Genomic DNA, 18,861 nt, shown 5'->3' on the forward strand with positions numbered 1-18,861 from the left:
CTATGAGTAAACCTAAAATTAGTGTGTCCGATCTAAAGCTTTGGTATGGCAACCATGAGACTTTGCATGGTATAGATGTTGATTTTGAAGCGAAAAAAGTGACAGCCCTTATTGGACCATCAGGATGTGGTAAATCAACCCTACTAAGATGTCTTAACCGTATGAACGATAGGATTGTGGATTGCCGTATTGAAGGTAGTGTGCTTTTGGATGGCAAAGATATTAATGCCCCTGATGTCGATGTGGTGCAACTTCGTACCCATGTTGGCATGGTATTCCAAAAGCCCAACCCTTTCCCCAAAAGCATCTATGAAAATATTATTTATGCGCCTAAAATTCACGGTATGGTGGATAAAGATGGCATGGACGAGCTGGTGGAAACCGCGCTTCGCAAAGCCAGCATATGGGATGAAGTCAAAGATAAACTGCATGAACCAGGCACTGCGCTTTCAGGTGGGCAACAACAGCGTCTTTGCATTGCTCGCACCATCGCGGTTAAACCTGATGTGATTTTAATGGATGAACCCTGCTCAGCACTTGACCCTATCGCTACAGCAAAAATTGAAGAGCTGATTGATGAACTCAAACAAGATTTTACCATCATTATGGTAACCCACAATATGCAACAAGCTGCGCGTGTATCCGATAACACAGCCTTCTTTTATATGGGTAATTTGATTGAGTTTGGTGAAACATCAACATTATTTAGTCAACCCCAACAACAACAAACAGAAGACTATATTACGGGTCGATTTGGTTAGGAGATAACGATGCCACATACACTTAGCCGCTTTGATGATGAACTCAATGAGTTACACCAACTTATCAACACCATGTTTAAAATTACGCGGAAAAACATTAAACAAAGTCTAGCTTCAATTTTTGAAGTTGATGCTGAAATGGCAAAACGCGTGATTGAGCGGGATGATGTGGTCAATACCTTAGAGCTTAGAATTGATGAGCTTGCACGTACATTGATTATCCAATTTCAACCTGCTGCATCCGATTTACGTACAGTCTTTTCTGCAACAAAAATTGTCACTGACCTTGAACGCATGAGTGACTTGGCAACAAAATTAGCGAAAAATGCTTTAGAAATGGATGGTTTTATTCCTAGGAAATCAACCTCTGTGCCTATTATGCGTGAGATTTTACTCACACAAGTCAAAAATACGCGAAAAGCCTTTATTAATCAGGATGTCCTTTTGGCTAAAAAAGTTATTGAGCAAGACAAACTGCTTGATGATTCGTATGAAAATTGCCAGCGCGTGCTACTCACACGTATGGCTGAAGACCCTGCAAGCATCAGCCACTCTATTGCTTTAACCAATATTGCTAAAGTCATTGAGCGTATTGGTGACCATACTGTCAATATTGCCGAAATGGTCATTTATGCATCAAGTTCACATGAAGTTCGCCATTTAAGCATAGAAGAACTCAATGATGTGCTTGATGATGAAGATGAATAAACAAATTTGACGCATACTTTTTCACCACAAATGATTTGTAAGTTATATCACAAGCTATTGATTATACTTGCTTTTATATTTGCTATGAATTAAAAAGTCGTGCTACTACTTTCAATAAAGGAACAAACATGCCATTACATACCATGAAACGCTTTGATGAAGAGCTTGATGAATTAAAGACACATATTCTTGCTATGGGTGGCTTGGTGGAGCGTGCGATCGAAAATGCTGTGAAATCCATGCTTGAACAAAATGAAGAACTTGCACTTAAAACCTTAGAGCGCGACAAAGCAATCAATGCCTTGGAAGTTCAGTGTGATGAAATGACCCGCGAAATATTGGTGCGTAGGCAGCCTGCAGCGGGTGATTTACGTTTTATCATGGGTATTATCAAGTTGGTCACAGACTTAGAACGTATGGGTGATTTAGCTTCAGGCATCGCACAAGGCATGTTACGTGCGGAAGAAAACCCACCAAGAAACTTCTCCAACCTTGATATTATGGGTGAAAAAGTGGTGCGCCAAGTTAAACGCGCTTTGGATGCTTTTTCTCGGGGTGACACCGAACTTGCCATGCTTGTCATCGAAAAAGATGCAGGTATTGATATTTTATATAAACGTATGTATCGAGAAATGTTAACCTATATGATGGAAGACCCCAGAGTGATTGGTTCATCGATCATTTTATCAAACGTAGCAAAAAATCTTGAGCGTATTGCCGATCATGCGACAAATATTGCAGAAATGGTCATTTACATGGAACGTGGTCATGATATTCGTCATGTGGATCATGAAGCTGCAGCTCGTTTGCTTTCAGGCGAAGAATAAAACTTTAAAAACCTAACGATTGACGTATTTGTTTGGCTGTCACTCCACTATCACGCAAACTTTTTAAAGTTGGGGATGCCTTACTTTTGGCTAAACGTGTACCTTCTTGATTGGTAATCAGCTTATGATGCAAATATGCAGGAGAATCATAACCCAGTAAAAGCTGTAATACACGGTGAACTGGGGTGCTACTGCGTAAGTCTTCGCCGCGTATGACATGGCTTATACCTTGTATTGCATCATCAACCACCACACACAAATGATAACTAAAGCGAATATCTTTTCGCCCAATAATCACATCACCAATATCGAGCACCTTAAAATTTTGGGCAACACCTTGTGTATCATACCAGACACAATATTGCCCTATCATTTCCGACACCACAGCGGCATTCAAGCGCCAAGCATACGTTTGCTCCAACATCTTCTGCTGCCGTTGTTGCATAGCCAAGAGTTTGCATGTGCCAGGGTAAACATCTAAACGCTGATGCAATGTATTCAGCTTACTTTCACTTTGCGCATGTAAAGCTGCATCCACTTGTTTTCGTGTACAAAAACATGGGTACAACACTTCCATATCTATCAATTGCTGCAAAACCTTTTCGTACAAAGCTAAGCGCTGTTGTTGAAATGACACCGCATGAAAATGGATACCTAACCATGCCAAATCATGCTGCAGTTGTTCTGTATGTGTTGGTTTACAACGTGTGAAATCAATATCCTCTACACGCAATAAAAGCTGTGTATCATGTTCTTTTGCCCATTGTTCGCATGTTAAAGCTGAATATACATTACCAAGGTGCAATAAACCCGTTGGTGATGGCGCAAAACGCGTTCGTTTCAAATCTGACCTTAACTTGCCGATGTAGGCACAGTAAAAATCGTTTGTCCTTCTTTCACCCGCTCAGGGCGAAGCAAGGCATAAATATCATCACCTTCTTCCAAAACCAAATCGTCATGAATAATATGCGACTGCCCATTACGCACCACCGCCAAAGGTTGTACCCCATGTGGAATCCGCACTTCACTCATCTTTAAACCAATCAGTTTAGAGCCTGGTTCAACCACTTGGGTATCAAATACCAAACGTTTACGCACAGCTTGATCATGCCAGTAACTAAACGTGTAAGGCTTGGCAAACAAACGCCTAACCTGCAACTGATGAATTAAACTACTATGTTTTTTCTCATCACCTTCTTGTAAAGTTACATACACTTCTGAAACATGAAACTTTTCTTGTACCAAACGCGCAATATGTAAGTTATGATCAGAAGAACCTGTCATTGCTATGACGGTATCAATTTCTTCGGCATGAATCACTTCCATATACAATGGATCCAAAGCATTACCTTGCACTGCAATAAAACCTGCATGTTTGAGGTTTCTCACCACTTCGCTATTTAAATCTAAAAAGCGAACCTCTCTATCCTCGCTTAATAAACGCCCAAGCTCTGCACCAACTTGCCCACCACCAACAATGAGTACAGAACGATCTGAACCACCTTTCACATCCAACCAGTGACTCATGGGTCTGGCCAAAAAACTATATATAAACACAGAGATAATAATGATGATGTATACAAGGGCTAATAAAGTTTCCGCATGTGGATTACCTGCCTCCCACAAAATCAGAGAAAACAAAGAGGTTACACCTGCTGCAACAACACCACGCGGTGCCATAAAGGCAAGAAATATCATTTGCCTATGGTTTAAATGTCCACCAACGGATGATAACCACACCACCAAAGGACGAACAACCAATGCCAATGCCACAAAGATAAGTAAACCTTGCCATAACCAAGTTTCCATCACATAAAGGTTCAAATTTGCAGCCAGCAATACAAACAACACAGAGATAAGCAGCATAGATAAGCTACCTTTAAAATGTTTTAAGTTTTGCAAGTCGGGTATGTCCATACGCTGCAAAACCACGCCTGAAATCAACACCGCCAACAAACCCGCTTGCGAACTGATTTGATCTGCCAAGAGAAAGATACCCCAAGAGCTGGCTAAACTGACCACCACGCGTAATTCTACACCTTCAGCAAAGTTATGTTTGAGTCCTTTACCAAGCAACCAGCCACCAATCACACCGACAAAAGCACCCACAACAAATTTTGCCATGATTTCTTGAAAGCTATGCAACATATCGGGGTCAGGAAGAAGCACAATTTGCAGCATCACAATCGCCAAAATTGCACCCACACCATCCACCAACATGGCTTCGCTGGTTAGAATATGACTCACTTCCCTATCCAAGCGTACCTGCCTTACAATGGGTGTAATCACGGTGGGACCACCAACAGCAACCAAAGCACCAAATAACAAAGATATGGGCCAATCCATACCAATAAGGAAGTGCACCAACGAACCACCCAACAACATGGTTAAAACAGGGCCTACAATGACCAGTTTACCCACTGTCCAACCATGCTCTTTTAATGTTTTTAGGTTAAGATTAAGCCCACCTTCAAAAAGAATCACCGCCAAACCAAGTTCAATCAGCGTATGCATCGCACCGGCAAGCAAATCCGCACGAATCCAGTCCAAACCATAGGTACCCAATGCCATGCCCGCAATCAACCAAATAATAATGGGTGGGAACTTCAAACGTGCGGCGAGCAACTGTGCTGCCACAGCAATTAATACTGCAATCACAAAAGCTGTGGTTGGCGTACTTTCAATCAACATGAAAAATTATCCAATAGCCACAACACAGTCCATCTCAACTTTGGCAGCCAATGGCAATGCAGCTACAGCAACTGTAGAGCGCGCAGGTCTATGTTCACCGAGCCAGTCTGCATAAATTTGATTCACTTTGGGAAAATCATCCATGTTTTCAAGGAAAATGGTGACTTTAACAATTTGATTTAACTGACCACCCGCAGCTTCAATCACAGCCGTTAAATTCGCTACAACCTGCTTGGTTTGGTTTACCACATCATCGGCAACCATATGCCCTGATGTTGGGTCAAGCCCAATTTGTCCTGATGTATAGAGCATACCTTGATGTTTAACGGCTTGACTATAAGCACCCACTGCTTTGGGTGCATCTTTGGTGTGTACAGTTTGCAATTGCGTCATTTCTTTTTCCTTCTTATCGTTTTTTCTACAAATGTTCGGCGAATGGACTGACCTAAAGAGGCAACACTGCGGAATACCGAACCGAATCGCCCTTTCACTCGCTGACCTTGTAAAGATTCATTGTGATGTCTATGCACGCGTGACACATGAGGCAAGGCACGTAAAGCTTTAAAAATACGAGACAAATGCAGTCTATCTTCAACTTCAAGCAAGATGTACAACGATGATAAAGAACCCGGTCGTTGTTCAATTTTCAAGTCTTCAATATTTGCATTCTGCTCGGCAAGACAAGCTGTAACCAAACTGAGCGAGCCCCTTTCATTTTGACAAAAAACTTCAATACCCGTGTTATATAAACAAGATTCTGTTGGCTGCCAGTCTACATCTACTGATTTATCTTCTAATTTTTGTAAGACCTTACAATGGATGTCATGCACAATAAAACCATGACCAGACTCAAATACACCAGCCACACTATCGCCAGGAATTGGATAACAACAGCTGGCAGCATGCATTTTGGCTTCGGCAAAAGGTTTACGGATAAAAGAATGTGAAATATCCTTGTTTAAATACTTAAATAGTGTACTGACCTCTAACTCACCACGGCCAACTTTTTCTTTAAGCTCCACATCATCCTTGCAACCTGCAAACTGCAACACATCATGACGTATGGTAAAGTCACCCAAAGCATTGTGTAACATATGGCTACCCAAACGAATCGCTTCTTCCTTTTCTTGACCACGCAACCAATACCGTATTTGCTGTTTGGCGCGTGATGTTTTTACAATTTTCAACCATTTACCCGATGGTGTTTGCTCAGGGCTGGTTAACACCTCAATTTCATCACCATTGTATAATGTTTGGCTAAATTCAGCAGGTTCGCCATTGATGCGCACACCCATACAATGGTTACCCACATCAGTATGAATGGCATAAGCAAAGTCTAAAGCTGTGCTACCCCGCGGCAAGGCAAACAAATCACCATCACGTGAAAACACATAAACTTCTTTAACAAACAAGTCCAAACGTACATTTTCAAGAAACTCACCAGGATTTTCAGCCGTGTGTAAGGTTTCTGCAAGTTGTTTTAACCATTGGAAACCTTCTAATTCGGTATCGCCACCATTCTTTGATTCATTGGCTTTATAAATCCAATGTGAAGCCACACCATCTTCAGCATAATGGTGCATGGTTTCTGTACGCACTTGCACTTCAATACGAAAATTATCAGGACCAATCACCGCTGTATGCAACGACTGGTAACCATTGGGTTTAGGCAAAGCAATATAATCTTTAAATCGACCCGGTACTGGTCTGTATAAGCTGTGGATAATACCTAAAACATGGTAACAAGCAGGTGTATCGTCAACAATCACCCGAAATGCCATGAAATCATAAATCTCATCAAAATCAAGACGTTTACGCTGCATTTTCTGATGCAAGCTATACATGTTTTTCATGCGCCCTTGTACTTGCGCATCAATACCTTGTCTGTGTAATGCTTCTTGGATAATACCAGCTAACCGCCTTTTGGTTTCCACCAAGAAGTCCAGCTTGCCTTCCAGTTTTTGATGCAATGCTTGATAAGCTTCAGGCTCTGCATGTTGAAAAGATAAATCTTCCATGCGCTGTGCCACCCAATGGATGCCAAGGCGGTGTGCCAGCGGTGCATAAATTTCCATGGTTTCAATGGCAATACGCTTGCGTTTATCTGGTCGCATAAAACCAAGTGTTTCCATGTTATGCAATCGGTCTGCCAGTTTAACCAACAATACACGCAAGTCTTTGGCGGTTGCCATAATCATTTTGCGGAAGTTTTCTGCTTTTTTATGTTCGGATGAGATAAAATGAATTTTACCCACTTTGGTAACACCATCCACCAAACGGGCGACTTCTTCACCAAAACGATTTTCAATATCTTCTAGGGTAACATGGGTGTCTTCCACCGTATCATGCAATAAACCCGTGACCACAGAGCTTACATCAAGCTTTAAATCAACAAGATTTTTTGCCACACCCAAAGGATGAATAATATACAATTCACCCGAACTACGGCGTTGCCGTGCATGGGCGTGAGCAGCAAAAACATATGCCCGATTCACCAACTCCACGTCAGCTTTGGGCATATAAGTTTTGATTTGTTCGGTTATTTCAAAAATGCGACTCATAAATGGTCAATCATCAAGTGAGAGAAAATGAGTCAGGAAAAGCGCAGGTTACTCAGCAATATCTTCTTGGGCTTGTGCTTGCAAACGCTCTTGCTCTTCAAGCTCAAATACATTCTCCCAAGATACATAACCTTCACCAAGCTCTTTAAGGGCTTGAACCGCAGGTTTGTGTCCTTCATCTTCAAGCACACTTGGCATACCATTTTGCAACTGGCGGGCACGACGCGCCGCTAATACAACCATTTCAAAGCGGTTAGGATAATAACGTACACAATCTTCAATAGTAACGCGAGCCATGATAAGACCTCCAAAGGGAATGAGGCAAAGGTATCAAATCAAATTTGATTGTCATGCCTTTTATTTTTCCGCTAGTCTTTTGTCGATTTTAAAGGTGTAAACATTGATAAACAAAAGACAACATGTACTCATATTAGGTCTGGTTTGGCCTGAGCCACAATCCACAGGCGCAAGCGTGCGTATCATGGAGCATATCAAGCTATTTCAGGCGCGACATTGGGAGATCACCTTTGCTTGTGCAGCCACAAAAAACCAAGCTTCAAACAGACTAGAAAGGTTAGGCATCCATACCCAAGAAGTGGCATTAAATTGTAGTTCCTTTGACCATTTTATCGCTGACTTAAAACCTGACATCGTGATTTTTGACCGCTTTATGATGGAAGAGCAGTTTGGCTGGCGCCTTGCCAACACCTGCCCCAATGCCTTGCGCATCATTGAAACCATTGATTTACATTGCCTAAGAGAAGCCCGACACCAAGCCTTAAAAGCCAATCAGCCATTCACTTCTAGCATGTTACACAACCATATTGCATTGCGTGAAATTGCCGCCATATATCGCTCTGATTTATCTATTATTATATCCGATTATGAGTATGACTTATTACAATCTCACTTTGGCATAGATAAAGCTTTGCTGCACCTCTGCCCCTTTATGTTGGGTGCTCCAAACCCCGACACATCACCAAACTTTGAACAACGGCAACATTTTATGACCATTGGTAATTTTAGACATGCGCCCAATTGGGATGCTGTGCTTTGGCTCAAAGAAGAAATTTGGCCTTTGATTCGCAAGCAACTTCCCCAAGCCGAGCTACATATTTATGGTGCATACACCCCACCCAAAGCCACAGCCTTAAACAATACTAAACAAGGTTTTTTTATTAAAGACAGAGCCGAAAATGTGCAGGATGTCATGCAAGCAGCCCGTGTTTGCCTTGCCCCGCTCCGTTTTGGCGCTGGCATCAAAACCAAACTTGCCGATGCCATGATGTTTGGCACACCTACTGTGGCTACAAATATTGGTTCTGAGGGTATGACGGGTGGTTTGGATTGGGCTGGAAGCATCGCTGATGACGCACAAACCTTTGCCCATGCCGCCGTAGCTTTGCATGAAAACAAAACCCAATGGCAACAAGCCCAAACCCATGGCTTCAACATTGTGAACACATGGTTTAACAAGGAAATCAACCAACAAAACCTCTTACAACGTATTCTAAATGCTCAAGAGCATTTGGAGAGCCATCGCCAGAAGAATTTTACAGGTTTAATGCTTAACCATCATCACCACCGCAGCACAGAGTTTATGTCACGTTGGATTGAAGCAAAAAACCACTCACGCCCAACTTAAAATCCCCTGTCACTCCCGCGAAGACAGGAGTCCATATAAACATTGCAACCACTGAATTCCCGCCTTCGCGGGAATGACGATCAGTAAAGTTAATCAATTCATGTCCAATGCTGTATAAATGTAAGATAGCTTATTGTTGTCTAATGGTTTCTAAAAACACTTAATGTTTGAGTTTGGCTTCTTTGAGTTGGGCTTCGGTGAGGCGTTGTTTTTTGTTGCGTGTTTTCGATTCAGCAAGGCGGCTGGCATTTTTACCTTTGCGCCGCTCTTTGGGGTAAGTCGTTTTATGATGCGCTGATTCCTTCTGTATTTTCAAATAGTTATCGTAATGGTCGATATCAAGCTTATCATTTTCAATCGCCGCCACAATAGCGCACCCTGGCTCATTGCTATGCCCACAGTTGGAAAATCGACACGACAACGCCAGCTCAAGAATATCCTCAAAGCTTTCTTCAATACCTTCGCTGACTTCAGCAATCGCAAGCTCGCGCACACCTGGCATATCCACCAACATCCCACCCTGTTCAAGCAATATCAAATGCCTACGCACTGTGGTATGCCGCCCTTCCCCGTTGGCACTGACTTCTTGGGTTTCAAATTGTTCAGAGCCAAGCAGTTGATTCATCAACGAGCTTTTGCCCACACCTGATGAGCCAATCATACAATATGTTTTCTTGGGCTGAATCAGTGCTTTAACCTTATCCACACCTTCACCCGTTTTATTACTCAACTGAATGGTTTTGATATGAATCCCAGCATCTTCAATATCAAACAATAAATCTTCAATGTCTTCAGGGTGCATCAAATCGGTTTTGGTCAGAATCAGCACAGGCTCAACTTTGCCCTCGTTTACCAACACCAGAAACCGCTCAAGTTTACGCACATGAAAATCATAATCACATGCCATCACAATCAATGCCGTATCGACATTCGCAGCAAGCAGTTGGAACTCATCATCATAACCCGATGCTTTGCGTTTGAGCAGGGTTTTGCGCGGTAATACGGTATGAATACTGGCAAATGGTTTGGCGGACGCTGTTTTGGCATCATGATGCTCCAAACAAACCCAATCGCCCACGCACGGAAACGCCGTTGCCCGCTCTGCACCATAAAAGAACTTGCCTAATAATTCCGCAGATAACTCTTCATAACCATTGTGCACCACAAGCCTATCTCTATCCACAGCCACGACACGCGCCACACTTTGCGATTCAACACAAAATGCCTTCGCATGTTCTTCAAACCAACTATCTAATCCAATATCGCTTAAACTCACGGGGCACACACTAATCAGTATTTATCTTTGGGAAAGGTTTACACGCATCACTCAAAATTTCTGTCACTCTCGCGATAGGGTAAATTGCGAAGCAAGAGAGTCCACATGAAACTTGCGACCACTGGATTTCCGCCCTTAGGTGAATGCTAATACAGAGGGAACACCCTGGAGGGTACTAAAGGCGCATGATGCGGAGGTTTTAGTAGCGTGTACCAATCCAAATCGTATGCCTTGCCCCATGCGTTTGTTCGGGATGACTTTTCACAAGCTTCTGCTCCACTTCAAAGCCAACCTTCATCATACGTTGCGTAAACTCTATATCAGGTGCAGCAGACCACACCGTGAGCACACCTCCGCTTTTCAACGCTTCATGGGCATTGGTCAGCCCAGCAAGCCCATACAAGGAATCATTGCTATCGCGTGTATAACCATTAGGGCCATTATCCACATCAAGCATAATCGCATCAAAGGTGTCTTTATGCTCTCGCATCACCTTGCCTACATCCTGATTGATAATGCGCGCTCGTTTATCTTTCATGGGATAACCAGCACCTTTGCCAAGATAAAGCTGGTTCCAACGCACCACTGCAGCCATCAGTTCGCTCACAGACACCGTGGCATCAGCGTTTGTATGTTTTAATGTCGAAGCAAGCGTAAACCCCATACCCAAACCACCGACCAACACATGTGCATTCTTTCTATGCCGAATCGGCTCACAAGCAAGTTCCGCCAACGCATCCTCTGAATAGTGAAATTCATTGTTCATCAGCTCGCTATCTTCGCTGTCCACCCGAATGGAAAACTCATCCCCACTCTGAAATATACGCATGGTTAAACCATGTTCGGTAGAAGTATCAAGTAAAGTATATTCGCTCATGGGCGAGCATTTAAAACAGTTAAACTGGATGTAGCAAGTTAAACCAACATTAGTACAGTATTGAATTGATTCTCCATTGAGTTAAATAAAATAAGGGGCTGACACCTAATAAAGTTCTTTAAGCAGTTTTTTGAGGTCATCAAGCTGCTCTTTTGAAGAACCCAGATTAAACCTCCACTCACACTGGGTCAGGTCTTGCAATCATGCAGCTTCACACTTATGCGTAGTACTTTGCACAGGCTTAATATTTGGCCTTTTCTTTTGTGGTGCTTGATAAAGGTCATAAGTGGATTGCACATTTACCCATGACTCAAGGCTGCTTCCCAACCATGTTGCCAATCGCAATGCCATATCAGGGCTAATACCTGCTTTACCATTGAACAAGATAAGGCAACGCGCGTCACGCCAAGTTGATTCGCTGATTTGGTGACTGTGATTCCCAATTCAGGCAATACATCTTCTTTTAAGATTTCACCGGGATGTGTGGGGCATACCATTCGTTTCATATTTAACTTTCCCAAGGATTAATCACTTCAAGTCCTTGATAGTCAAAGTCATTTTCATTTCGTGTCACCATTCGTAATTCATGATGCAGTGCTGTGGCTGCAAGTAGGCTATCAATGGCTGGTACAGGTCGCTTGGCTTGCGCTTGTAGCCTTCCCCATCGCTCTGCTACATGCACATCAATACTTAATACCCGCTTACCAAACCATTCAGGTAACTCATGCTCCAACCAAACACGTAGCTTTTCCTTGCGCCTTGCATCAGGCACGCCTTCTACGCCCTTACGAATTTCACCAATGGTCAATGCGCTGATAAATAGGCTTTCATCGGGTACATCCGCAAACCATGCCAGCACAGACTCACTTGGCTTGGGACGAACCAATTCGGATAACACATTGGTATCCAGCAAATAACTCACAGTGAAATATCTCGTGTTAATGATTCAGAGCGTTGCAGATCCATATCTTCACCTTGCAATGGAGACTGCTGCATAAACGAAACAAAATCGGGGCGTTGTTTTTTCATCGCTTGATATGCTTCTACAGAGAGAATAACGGCAGAAGGTTTACCGCGCACCGTCACTTCTTGTGGACCTTCTTGAACCGCAGATTTAATCACTTCACTCAAACGCGCTTTTGCATCTTGTAATTGCCAGCTTGTCATAAACACCTCCAAACTACCACGAACAGACTAGACCGACCAGATTGTTTATGCAAGATCTCCTCAACTTGAAATCACAAATTGTGATTTCAAAAAGATATGTGTCAAAAGGTTAACTGCTTGTCAAAATCTTGAACATATAACCTCAAAGCCCTAAAATAAAAGCACTACAACATAAATCCTTATAAATATGTAAATATTTGTATATAAAGGATTTTTTTTCTCAACCAACTTTGGCACAGCTTCTGCTATACTTATATCAACAGCGTGTCGTAGTACTAACGTTGTAACTTATAAAACTGAACCGATACGTTTTATATGGAAGTCAATCGATGGTGGTGTGCGTTCCCTTTGTTGGGAAACCTAAAACCAAAGAGCGACATCCCCCTAACATTTTAGGGTTCTGTTTTTGTAGGTTACAACGTCAGTGCTTCGATGCAAAGAAAAGGCCTGCTCTCCCTTCCTCCCCCCTCCCCGAGCAGGCCTTTTTCTTTTTTTATTCTATATTTAGATGACCATCTTCAAATATCACCCGCACCGCACCATCGGCAGTATCCAACACCTGACTACCCACATCTTGATAACGTTTGACCACCTCATCTTTGGGGAAACCGTAGTGATTTTGGTAACCTGTTTGTGCTATCACCAGCTTGGGGCGCACTTGATTGACGAAGTGGGTTGTACTCGATGTTTTGCTACCATGATGTGGCATGAGCATCACATCAATAGCTTTCAGGTTTTCCGCATCTTGAGATGCCAACAAGGCACGCTCAACAGGTGCTTCGGCATCTCCCATCAATAGTAGCGTTTGCCCATCCGAAAAACTAACCCGTAAAACCAAGGAAGCATTATTATTGTTTTTCGGCGCATAACCTTGCGGTGGCCATAAAACTTGCATGTGTACACCTTGCCCCAGCGTTAGCACATCACCCTTTTTTAACCATTGAACAGGATATTTATCCAGTATATCTTTGAAATACATACGATTTTTGGGTACATCTGCCAACCACAATGCACCCACACCATTCAAATTTGCCAATAACCGACTTAAACCACCTGCATGATCCGATTGTGCATGTGAAATCACCATGGCATCCACATGCAGCAAGCCAAGGTGTCGCATATTTTGGGCTGCAATAGAGCCACCATTGTATTTGCTACCGCGTTTACCAGGTGCATCCACCAACAATTGAAAATCAGGCAAGGATAATAATGCCGATGCACCCTGCCCTACATCCCAAACATGCAATTTTGGTCGTACCACTTCCGCTTCGGATAAACCCAGCCAAACATAAGCCGATAAACCAACCAATAATAACGAAGCTGCTGCAATACGTCTTGCTTGCAGCCATAAAACGCCCACCACAAGCAATAATAAACCCAATACAACAAACAACCACGGCATATCAGCCCGCAGCCAAACATCTGCCAATGGCAAATCTTGTATCCATAATAAATACTGGTTTCCTTGCTCAATACCCACCGCAGACCACGAAAAAACCGTGCTCGCCCATGCTGATAACCCTAATAATGCCAACAATTCACCAAGCAATGCCAAAGGCAGCACCCAAAGCGCATAGAGAGGCACAAGCACAACATTGGCAAGCAAACTCCATGTGGGTAAACGTTCAAACACATAACCAATCAAGGGCAGCGTTGCCAACGATGCAATCACCGATACCCAAAACATCCCCTTAAACCACAACCACGCTTGGGCAAGCATAGATTTGGTCGCAGCTTGTTGACCTGCCCAAATAATCAATGCTGAAGTCGCCACAAACGAAAGCCATAATGAAATTGATAATACGGATGCAGGGTCGAACATAGTAATCAGTAATAAAGCAACAAACATGGTGTTTAAAGGTACTTGGCTTGCTCGCGTCAACCATGCAATCACACCCGCTAGCAACATCAAAAAAGCGCGTTGTGCAGGGATAGGAAACCCTGCCAGCAAGGCATAAGTAAAAGCCAACAATACGCCCGCGCTTAATGCCACCAAGCGCACGGGAAAACGCACAATCCAAGCTTCTCGCCGTGTCATCAGCCACCATGCCAACAAAAAAAACCAACCTGCGACCAACCCCATGTGCAAACCTGAAATCGCCAGCAAATGCGTTACCCCACTGGCGGCAAAGGTATCATCAATAGATAAAGGAATCTGGCTTCTGTCGGCAAGCAATAGAGCCAGTAATATACCTTGCTGGTTTTTGTCTAAACCCGATAACGCTTGGCGTATATGCTGCCTTGCCAGCGTCAACCACGAAACTTGCTGATGCAACACTTCAATCGACCCAGACACACTGCCCGAAGCTGCAACACCTTGCGTAAACATGTATTGCACATAATCAAAATAAGCAGGGTTCTTTTTATTGTGTGGTCTGTGTAGTTTTACCGTGGCAGCAATTTGCATGTCGGGCAATAATTTAAGTTGCTGATGATAGACATACACATCAATCAGCGCATCTAACTTGTTACCATCATCACGCTGAACATTTTCGAGCCGCAAACGTGTGTATTGCGCTGTATGTCGAATATCATGGATTTGAGCTTGGATATGTATCTTTTGCCCCAACCAACTGTCATGTACACGGGTTTGCTGTTGCTGCCAAACAAGACTGAAACCACCAAACAATAAACCTGCAAGTAAAAACCAAAACCACAGCTTTCGCCACCATGGCAACAACAACAAAAAGATAAGAAAATAAGGAAAAACAACCCATTCTAAACGTGCAAACAGCAAACCCAATACCCAAGCAAGGCTGGGCAATAACAGCGGAATATTTTTAAGCAGGGTAAACAATATCCCCACGAATCAACATATCATCACCCAATATTTGCCGCTCGATGTTGGCGATATGCAGCGCATTCTGCATGGTTTCTACACCCTCACCATGCCAAAAACTCATGGCATCCACCCCGCCAATCAAAAGCGGTGCTTGGTAAAGTAATAATTCATTGCTTATGCCATGCTCCAAACATGCAGCATGAAGCTTTCCACCACCTTCAAGCAAGACTTGCAAACAACCATCAGCTGCCAAATGTTGAAATGCAGCTTCATAATTCTCCACCAACACCACATCCATACCCAGCTCAGACCAAGCCAAAGCATCATCGCTATCATGAATCACATAAAAACGGCTGGGAGCCTCACCTGAGAGCAGCTTGCAATCTTTCCAAGGTTTGGGTGCATGTTTACCCAGCATCACCCTTAATGGTGGTTTGCCCATAATGGCTGCATCACGCACGGTTAACGATGGATTATCATGAACCAATGTGCCTACGCCCACCACAATCGCATCACACAAAGCGCGAACACCATGCGCATGTTTGCGAGAGGCTGCGCCACTAATCCATTGCGAATGTTTGGTGCGTGTTGCCATTTTTCCATCCAATGAAATGGCAGCTTTGGCAATCACCCATGGCATGTTATGTTGAATATAATGAAAAAACGGGCGATTTAGGCTATCAGCTTCGGCTTGGCAGACATTTGCCACCACTTCTATACCTGCATCTGCCAAAACTTGTGCCCCGCCTGCCATACTAGGATTGGGGTCTGATGATGCATACACTACGGTTTGAATACCTGATGGAATAATCGCTGATGTGCAAGCAGGTGTTCGCCCTTGGGATGCACATGGCTCTAAGGTGACATACAACGCTGCCCCCGACACATCACCTGCATTTTTCAACGCTTCAACTTCAGCGTGATTGCCACCACAAGCTTGGGTAAAACCTTTACCCAACACATGACCATCGCGCACAATCACTGCCCCCACAGCAGGGTTAGGATGAGTGTTACCCACAGCTTTCATGGCTTCAGACAACGCCATTTGCATCCATTGTTGATGTATATTTGTTAAAGTTTCTTCGTTCATCATAGCCAAGCTTACAGCAAAGCATTGATTTTTGAAGTTTATTTAAGAAAGTTCCTTAAGAAAACCTAAGGAAGGTCTAAACAGATCTGGACAAAACAAGTTCTGGTTCAGGGCAGTCAAAATCTCCAAAAGTAGGCGCTCTTAGGCGAGGCGCGTGTTGCAAGTAATAGCTCAGCTATTCCTTAAACGCACAACGCAGACTTTGGGTGTGCTGTACAAGATGCGAGTTGATGACTTGTTTAGACCTTCCCTAAGTAGGCAACGAAAGCTTTTTTCGCCGCACGCGCATATTGGTTTTTTGCCACTGTTGTTTATCAAAAAACAATTGGGCTTCTGCATTGCCACGTCCTGCAAGCAGTTGTAACCTACTCATACCTTGTGCTAAAGCGACGGCTTCCACTGCATTTAAAAGCTGCGTACCCAAACCTTGACCACGCCAAGCTTCGGCAACAATCAAATCTTCCACCATACCTACAGTCCCACCTTCTGCGGTAGAAATAAGGGGTTGCAAGGTACACATCCCAATGATTTCATGATTCAAATCCATAACCAGCACGGTCGCCTGCTCACATTCCATCAAATAAGCCAAACCTTGCCGTTGTTTACGGACATTGGGTTTAAAATCAGATTCAATGGCAAAAAGTTCACTGACCAACACTGTCAACTTACGCAAATCTTCTGTAGTCGCCTCGCGGATACGCATACCATGCTTGGCAAGTTTGCTGTTTTTCTTTTGTATCACGCTTACCAACACAGCCATGCTCCAATAGTGCAAAATTCGACGCGAAGCTAATATACATTTATGACATGATTGTGAACATGAATATACCGTGTTTTTCCTCAGCTTTTTTGTTAAGATGCGGCACAATTATTTTTAAGACTAAGGATAAACCACCCATGCCCGAAAGTACGCAGCCTTATTATGTGACCACACCGATTTATTATGTGAATGATGAGCCACATTTGGGGCATATGTACACCACCATTGCAGCCGATGTATTGGCGCGTCATCACAGGCTTTCGGGCGATGATGTGTTTTTCTTAACGGGCGTGGATGAGCATGGTCAAAAAGTACAACAAGCTGCCGAAGCCCGCGATATTGCGCCAATTGCGCTGGCAGACAAGGTTGTGCAACGCTACGAAACATTGTGGCCAGAATTATCGATTAGTAATGATGATTTTACCCGCACAAGCTCTGACCGCCATAAAGCTGGCGTGCATGCTATGTGGAAGCGCCTTTTGGATAACGGTGCAATTTACAAAGGATTTTATGAAGATTGGTATTGTGTGCCATGCGAAACCTATTGGACAGAAACCCAGCTTAAAGATGCAACCCACCCTGAAAAAGAAAACTGTCTTACGGCTGAAATTTGCCCAGATTGTAAACGCAGCGTTGAAAAAATTCAGGAAGAATCCTACTTCTTCAAACTCAGTGAATACCAAGACAAAATCATTGAACATATCAAAGAAAACCCTGATTTTATTGCCCCAGCTTCGCGTCAAAATGAAGTGCTTCGATTTGTTGAAGGCGGCTTAAGAGATTTATCCATTTCTCGCACCACATTTTCTTGGGGGGTGCCTGTGCCTGATGATGAAGGGCATGTGATTTATGTGTGGATTGATGCGCTAAGCAATTATTTATCAGCCCTTGGTTTCCCAGAAGACACAGAAAACATGAAATACTGGCCTGCCGATGTGCATTTGATTGGTAAAGATATTTTGCGTTTTCATGCAGTGTATTGGCCTGCGATGTTGATGGCGGCTGAACTTCCATTGCCTAAGCGTGTGTTTGCCCATGGCTGGTGGACAGTGGAAGGCGAAAAAATGAGTAAATCCAAAGGCAATGCCTTGCGCCCTGCCGATTTATTAGATCAATATGAAAGTGATACGCTTAGGTATTTCTTGTTGCGTGAAGTGCCTTTTGGTTTGGATGGTGATTTCTCACATGATGCACTCAAAACGCGCTACAACACCGAGCTTGCCAATGATGTGGGCAACTTACTCAATCGCTCTTTGTCTATGCTGCAAAAGTATAGAGATGGTGTATTGCCTGCTGTGGTAGAAGAACAAAGCGAAGACCGTGCATTGATTGCTGATATTGAAGGCATGCAACGCGAAGTAAACGAACATTTGAACAACCAAGCATTCCATTTGGCGATTGAACGCATCAGCCAAGTAGTGCGCCATGGCAACCGTTATGTGGCTGAGAATGCACCTTGGACACTTGCCAAAGAAGGCAATGATGCGCGCTTAGATACTGTGCTTTATCATTTGGTGGAAGCACTGCGTTTGATTGCCGTACAGCTATCGCCCGTGATGCCTGTCAAAATGGAACAAATGCTTTCGCAAATCATGAATACCGACATCAATATTGATGCCTTGCGCATGCAAGATGTTGCAGGTTGGGGATTATTGGAAGCTGGACATCAATGCCAAAAACCTAGCCCTGTTTTCCCACGCATGGACAGCTAATACC

General features: G+C 43.4%; 18 protein-coding genes and 1 other RNA gene. 6 read left to right on the forward strand and 13 right to left on the reverse strand.

Features of this window, described 5'->3' with window-relative positions; genetic code table 11:
* Positions 1–2: 2 nt before the first annotated feature.
* From pstB to phoU (DM09_RS05345), 3 genes are all read left to right on the forward strand, one after another.
* Positions 3–761 carry a phosphate ABC transporter ATP-binding protein PstB gene (gene pstB / locus DM09_RS05335; RefSeq protein ID WP_038248272.1) on the forward strand — a complete coding sequence of 253 codons (759 nt, stop codon included), beginning with the start codon at positions 3–5 and terminating at the stop codon, positions 759–761.
* A gap of 9 nt (positions 762–770) precedes the next feature.
* The gene (gene phoU, locus DM09_RS05340; RefSeq protein WP_051938184.1) at positions 771–1,469 is read left to right on the forward strand and encodes a phosphate signaling complex protein PhoU; all 699 of its coding nucleotides are present in this window, start codon (positions 771–773) and stop codon (positions 1,467–1,469) included.
* Between the two features lie 128 nt (positions 1,470–1,597).
* Positions 1,598–2,296, forward strand: a complete 699-nt coding sequence (gene phoU / locus DM09_RS05345; protein ID WP_038248274.1) for a phosphate signaling complex protein PhoU — start codon at positions 1,598–1,600, stop codon at positions 2,294–2,296.
* A gap of 4 nt (positions 2,297–2,300) precedes the next feature.
* On the opposite strand, the gene gluQRS is transcribed toward phoU (DM09_RS05345), so the two are convergent.
* Genes gluQRS through rpoZ form a run of 5 tightly spaced genes read right to left on the reverse strand, consistent with a single transcriptional unit; the run spans position 2,301 to position 7,845 of the window.
* Positions 2,301–3,140 (reverse strand): tRNA glutamyl-Q(34) synthetase GluQRS, encoded by an 840-nt coding sequence (gene gluQRS, locus DM09_RS05350; protein WP_051938186.1) that lies wholly within the window; start codon positions 3,138–3,140, stop codon positions 2,301–2,303.
* Positions 3,141–3,148: 8 nt separating this feature from the next.
* Positions 3,149–4,987 carry a sodium:proton antiporter gene (locus DM09_RS05355; RefSeq protein ID WP_038248278.1) on the reverse strand — a complete coding sequence of 613 codons (1,839 nt, stop codon included), beginning with the start codon at positions 4,985–4,987 and terminating at the stop codon, positions 3,149–3,151.
* 6 nt (positions 4,988–4,993) lie between these two features.
* The gene (locus DM09_RS05360) at positions 4,994–5,380 is read right to left on the reverse strand and encodes a Rid family detoxifying hydrolase (RefSeq protein ID WP_038248281.1); all 387 of its coding nucleotides are present in this window, start codon (positions 5,378–5,380) and stop codon (positions 4,994–4,996) included.
* On the reverse strand, positions 5,377–7,548 hold the full coding sequence (locus DM09_RS05365) for a RelA/SpoT family protein (protein WP_038248284.1): 2,172 nt from the start codon (positions 7,546–7,548) through the stop codon (positions 5,377–5,379). Before DM09_RS05365 ends, DM09_RS05360 begins: the two co-directional genes overlap by 4 nt.
* 48 nt (positions 7,549–7,596) lie before the next feature.
* Complete coding sequence (rpoZ, locus tag DM09_RS05370) at positions 7,597–7,845, reverse strand: DNA-directed RNA polymerase subunit omega (protein ID WP_038248287.1); 249 nt, start codon at positions 7,843–7,845, stop codon at positions 7,597–7,599.
* Positions 7,846–8,029: 184 nt separating this feature from the next.
* Between rpoZ and DM09_RS05375 the strand changes: the two genes are divergently transcribed.
* Positions 8,030–9,193: a glycosyltransferase gene (locus DM09_RS05375; protein ID WP_081881116.1), complete on the forward strand. Its 1,164-nt coding sequence runs from the start codon at positions 8,030–8,032 to the stop codon at positions 9,191–9,193.
* 160 nt (positions 9,194–9,353) lie between these two features.
* On the opposite strand, the gene rsgA is transcribed toward DM09_RS05375, so the two are convergent.
* The 5 genes from rsgA to DM09_RS05400 form a co-directional block, all read right to left on the reverse strand.
* Positions 9,354–10,469 carry a ribosome small subunit-dependent GTPase A gene (gene rsgA / locus DM09_RS05380; RefSeq protein ID WP_038248289.1) on the reverse strand — a complete coding sequence of 372 codons (1,116 nt, stop codon included), beginning with the start codon at positions 10,467–10,469 and terminating at the stop codon, positions 9,354–9,356.
* A 199-nt stretch (positions 10,470–10,668) separates the two neighbouring features.
* Entirely contained in the window at positions 10,669–11,346 is a 678-nt protein-coding gene (locus DM09_RS05385; protein ID WP_038248291.1) for a spermidine synthase, read from the reverse strand.
* A 299-nt stretch (positions 11,347–11,645) separates the two neighbouring features.
* The gene (locus tag DM09_RS05390; RefSeq protein ID WP_318024144.1) at positions 11,646–11,852 is read right to left on the reverse strand and encodes a helix-turn-helix transcriptional regulator; all 207 of its coding nucleotides are present in this window, start codon (positions 11,850–11,852) and stop codon (positions 11,646–11,648) included.
* A 2-nt stretch (positions 11,853–11,854) separates the two neighbouring features.
* A complete protein-coding gene (locus tag DM09_RS05395; protein ID WP_038248293.1) occupies positions 11,855–12,268 on the reverse strand; it encodes a type II toxin-antitoxin system VapC family toxin in 414 nt (137 codons plus the stop codon).
* Positions 12,265–12,513: a type II toxin-antitoxin system Phd/YefM family antitoxin gene (locus tag DM09_RS05400; RefSeq protein WP_038248295.1), complete on the reverse strand. Its 249-nt coding sequence runs from the start codon at positions 12,511–12,513 to the stop codon at positions 12,265–12,267. Before DM09_RS05400 ends, DM09_RS05395 begins: the two co-directional genes overlap by 4 nt.
* Before the next feature lie 266 nt (positions 12,514–12,779).
* Here DM09_RS05400 and ssrS point away from each other — a divergent pair.
* A non-coding RNA gene (ssrS, locus tag DM09_RS11355) (6S RNA) lies at positions 12,780–12,948 on the forward strand.
* A gap of 58 nt (positions 12,949–13,006) precedes the next feature.
* Here the strand turns inward: ssrS and DM09_RS05405 are convergent.
* The 3 genes from DM09_RS05405 to DM09_RS05415 all read right to left on the reverse strand — a co-directional run bounded on the left by DM09_RS05405 (position 13,007) and on the right by DM09_RS05415 (position 17,145).
* Positions 13,007–15,319: a DNA internalization-related competence protein ComEC/Rec2 gene (locus DM09_RS05405; RefSeq protein ID WP_081881106.1), complete on the reverse strand. Its 2,313-nt coding sequence runs from the start codon at positions 15,317–15,319 to the stop codon at positions 13,007–13,009.
* Positions 15,294–16,385 (reverse strand): bifunctional diaminohydroxyphosphoribosylaminopyrimidine deaminase/5-amino-6-(5-phosphoribosylamino)uracil reductase RibD, encoded by a 1,092-nt coding sequence (ribD, locus tag DM09_RS05410; RefSeq protein WP_232507763.1) that lies wholly within the window; start codon positions 16,383–16,385, stop codon positions 15,294–15,296. Before ribD ends, DM09_RS05405 begins: the two co-directional genes overlap by 26 nt.
* A gap of 250 nt (positions 16,386–16,635) precedes the next feature.
* Positions 16,636–17,145, reverse strand: coding sequence for a GNAT family N-acetyltransferase (locus DM09_RS05415; RefSeq protein WP_051938191.1), 510 nt, complete (start codon positions 17,143–17,145; stop codon positions 16,636–16,638).
* A 137-nt stretch (positions 17,146–17,282) separates the two neighbouring features.
* Between DM09_RS05415 and metG the strand changes: the two genes are divergently transcribed.
* On the forward strand, positions 17,283–18,857 hold the full coding sequence (gene metG / locus DM09_RS05420; RefSeq protein WP_038248297.1) for a methionine--tRNA ligase: 1,575 nt from the start codon (positions 17,283–17,285) through the stop codon (positions 18,855–18,857).
* The last annotated feature ends 4 nt before the right edge of the window (positions 18,858–18,861 follow it).

It is taken from the genome of Ghiorsea bivora (genome assembly GCF_000744415.1).
Lineage (GTDB): Bacteria > Pseudomonadota > Zetaproteobacteria > Mariprofundales > Mariprofundaceae > Ghiorsea > Ghiorsea bivora.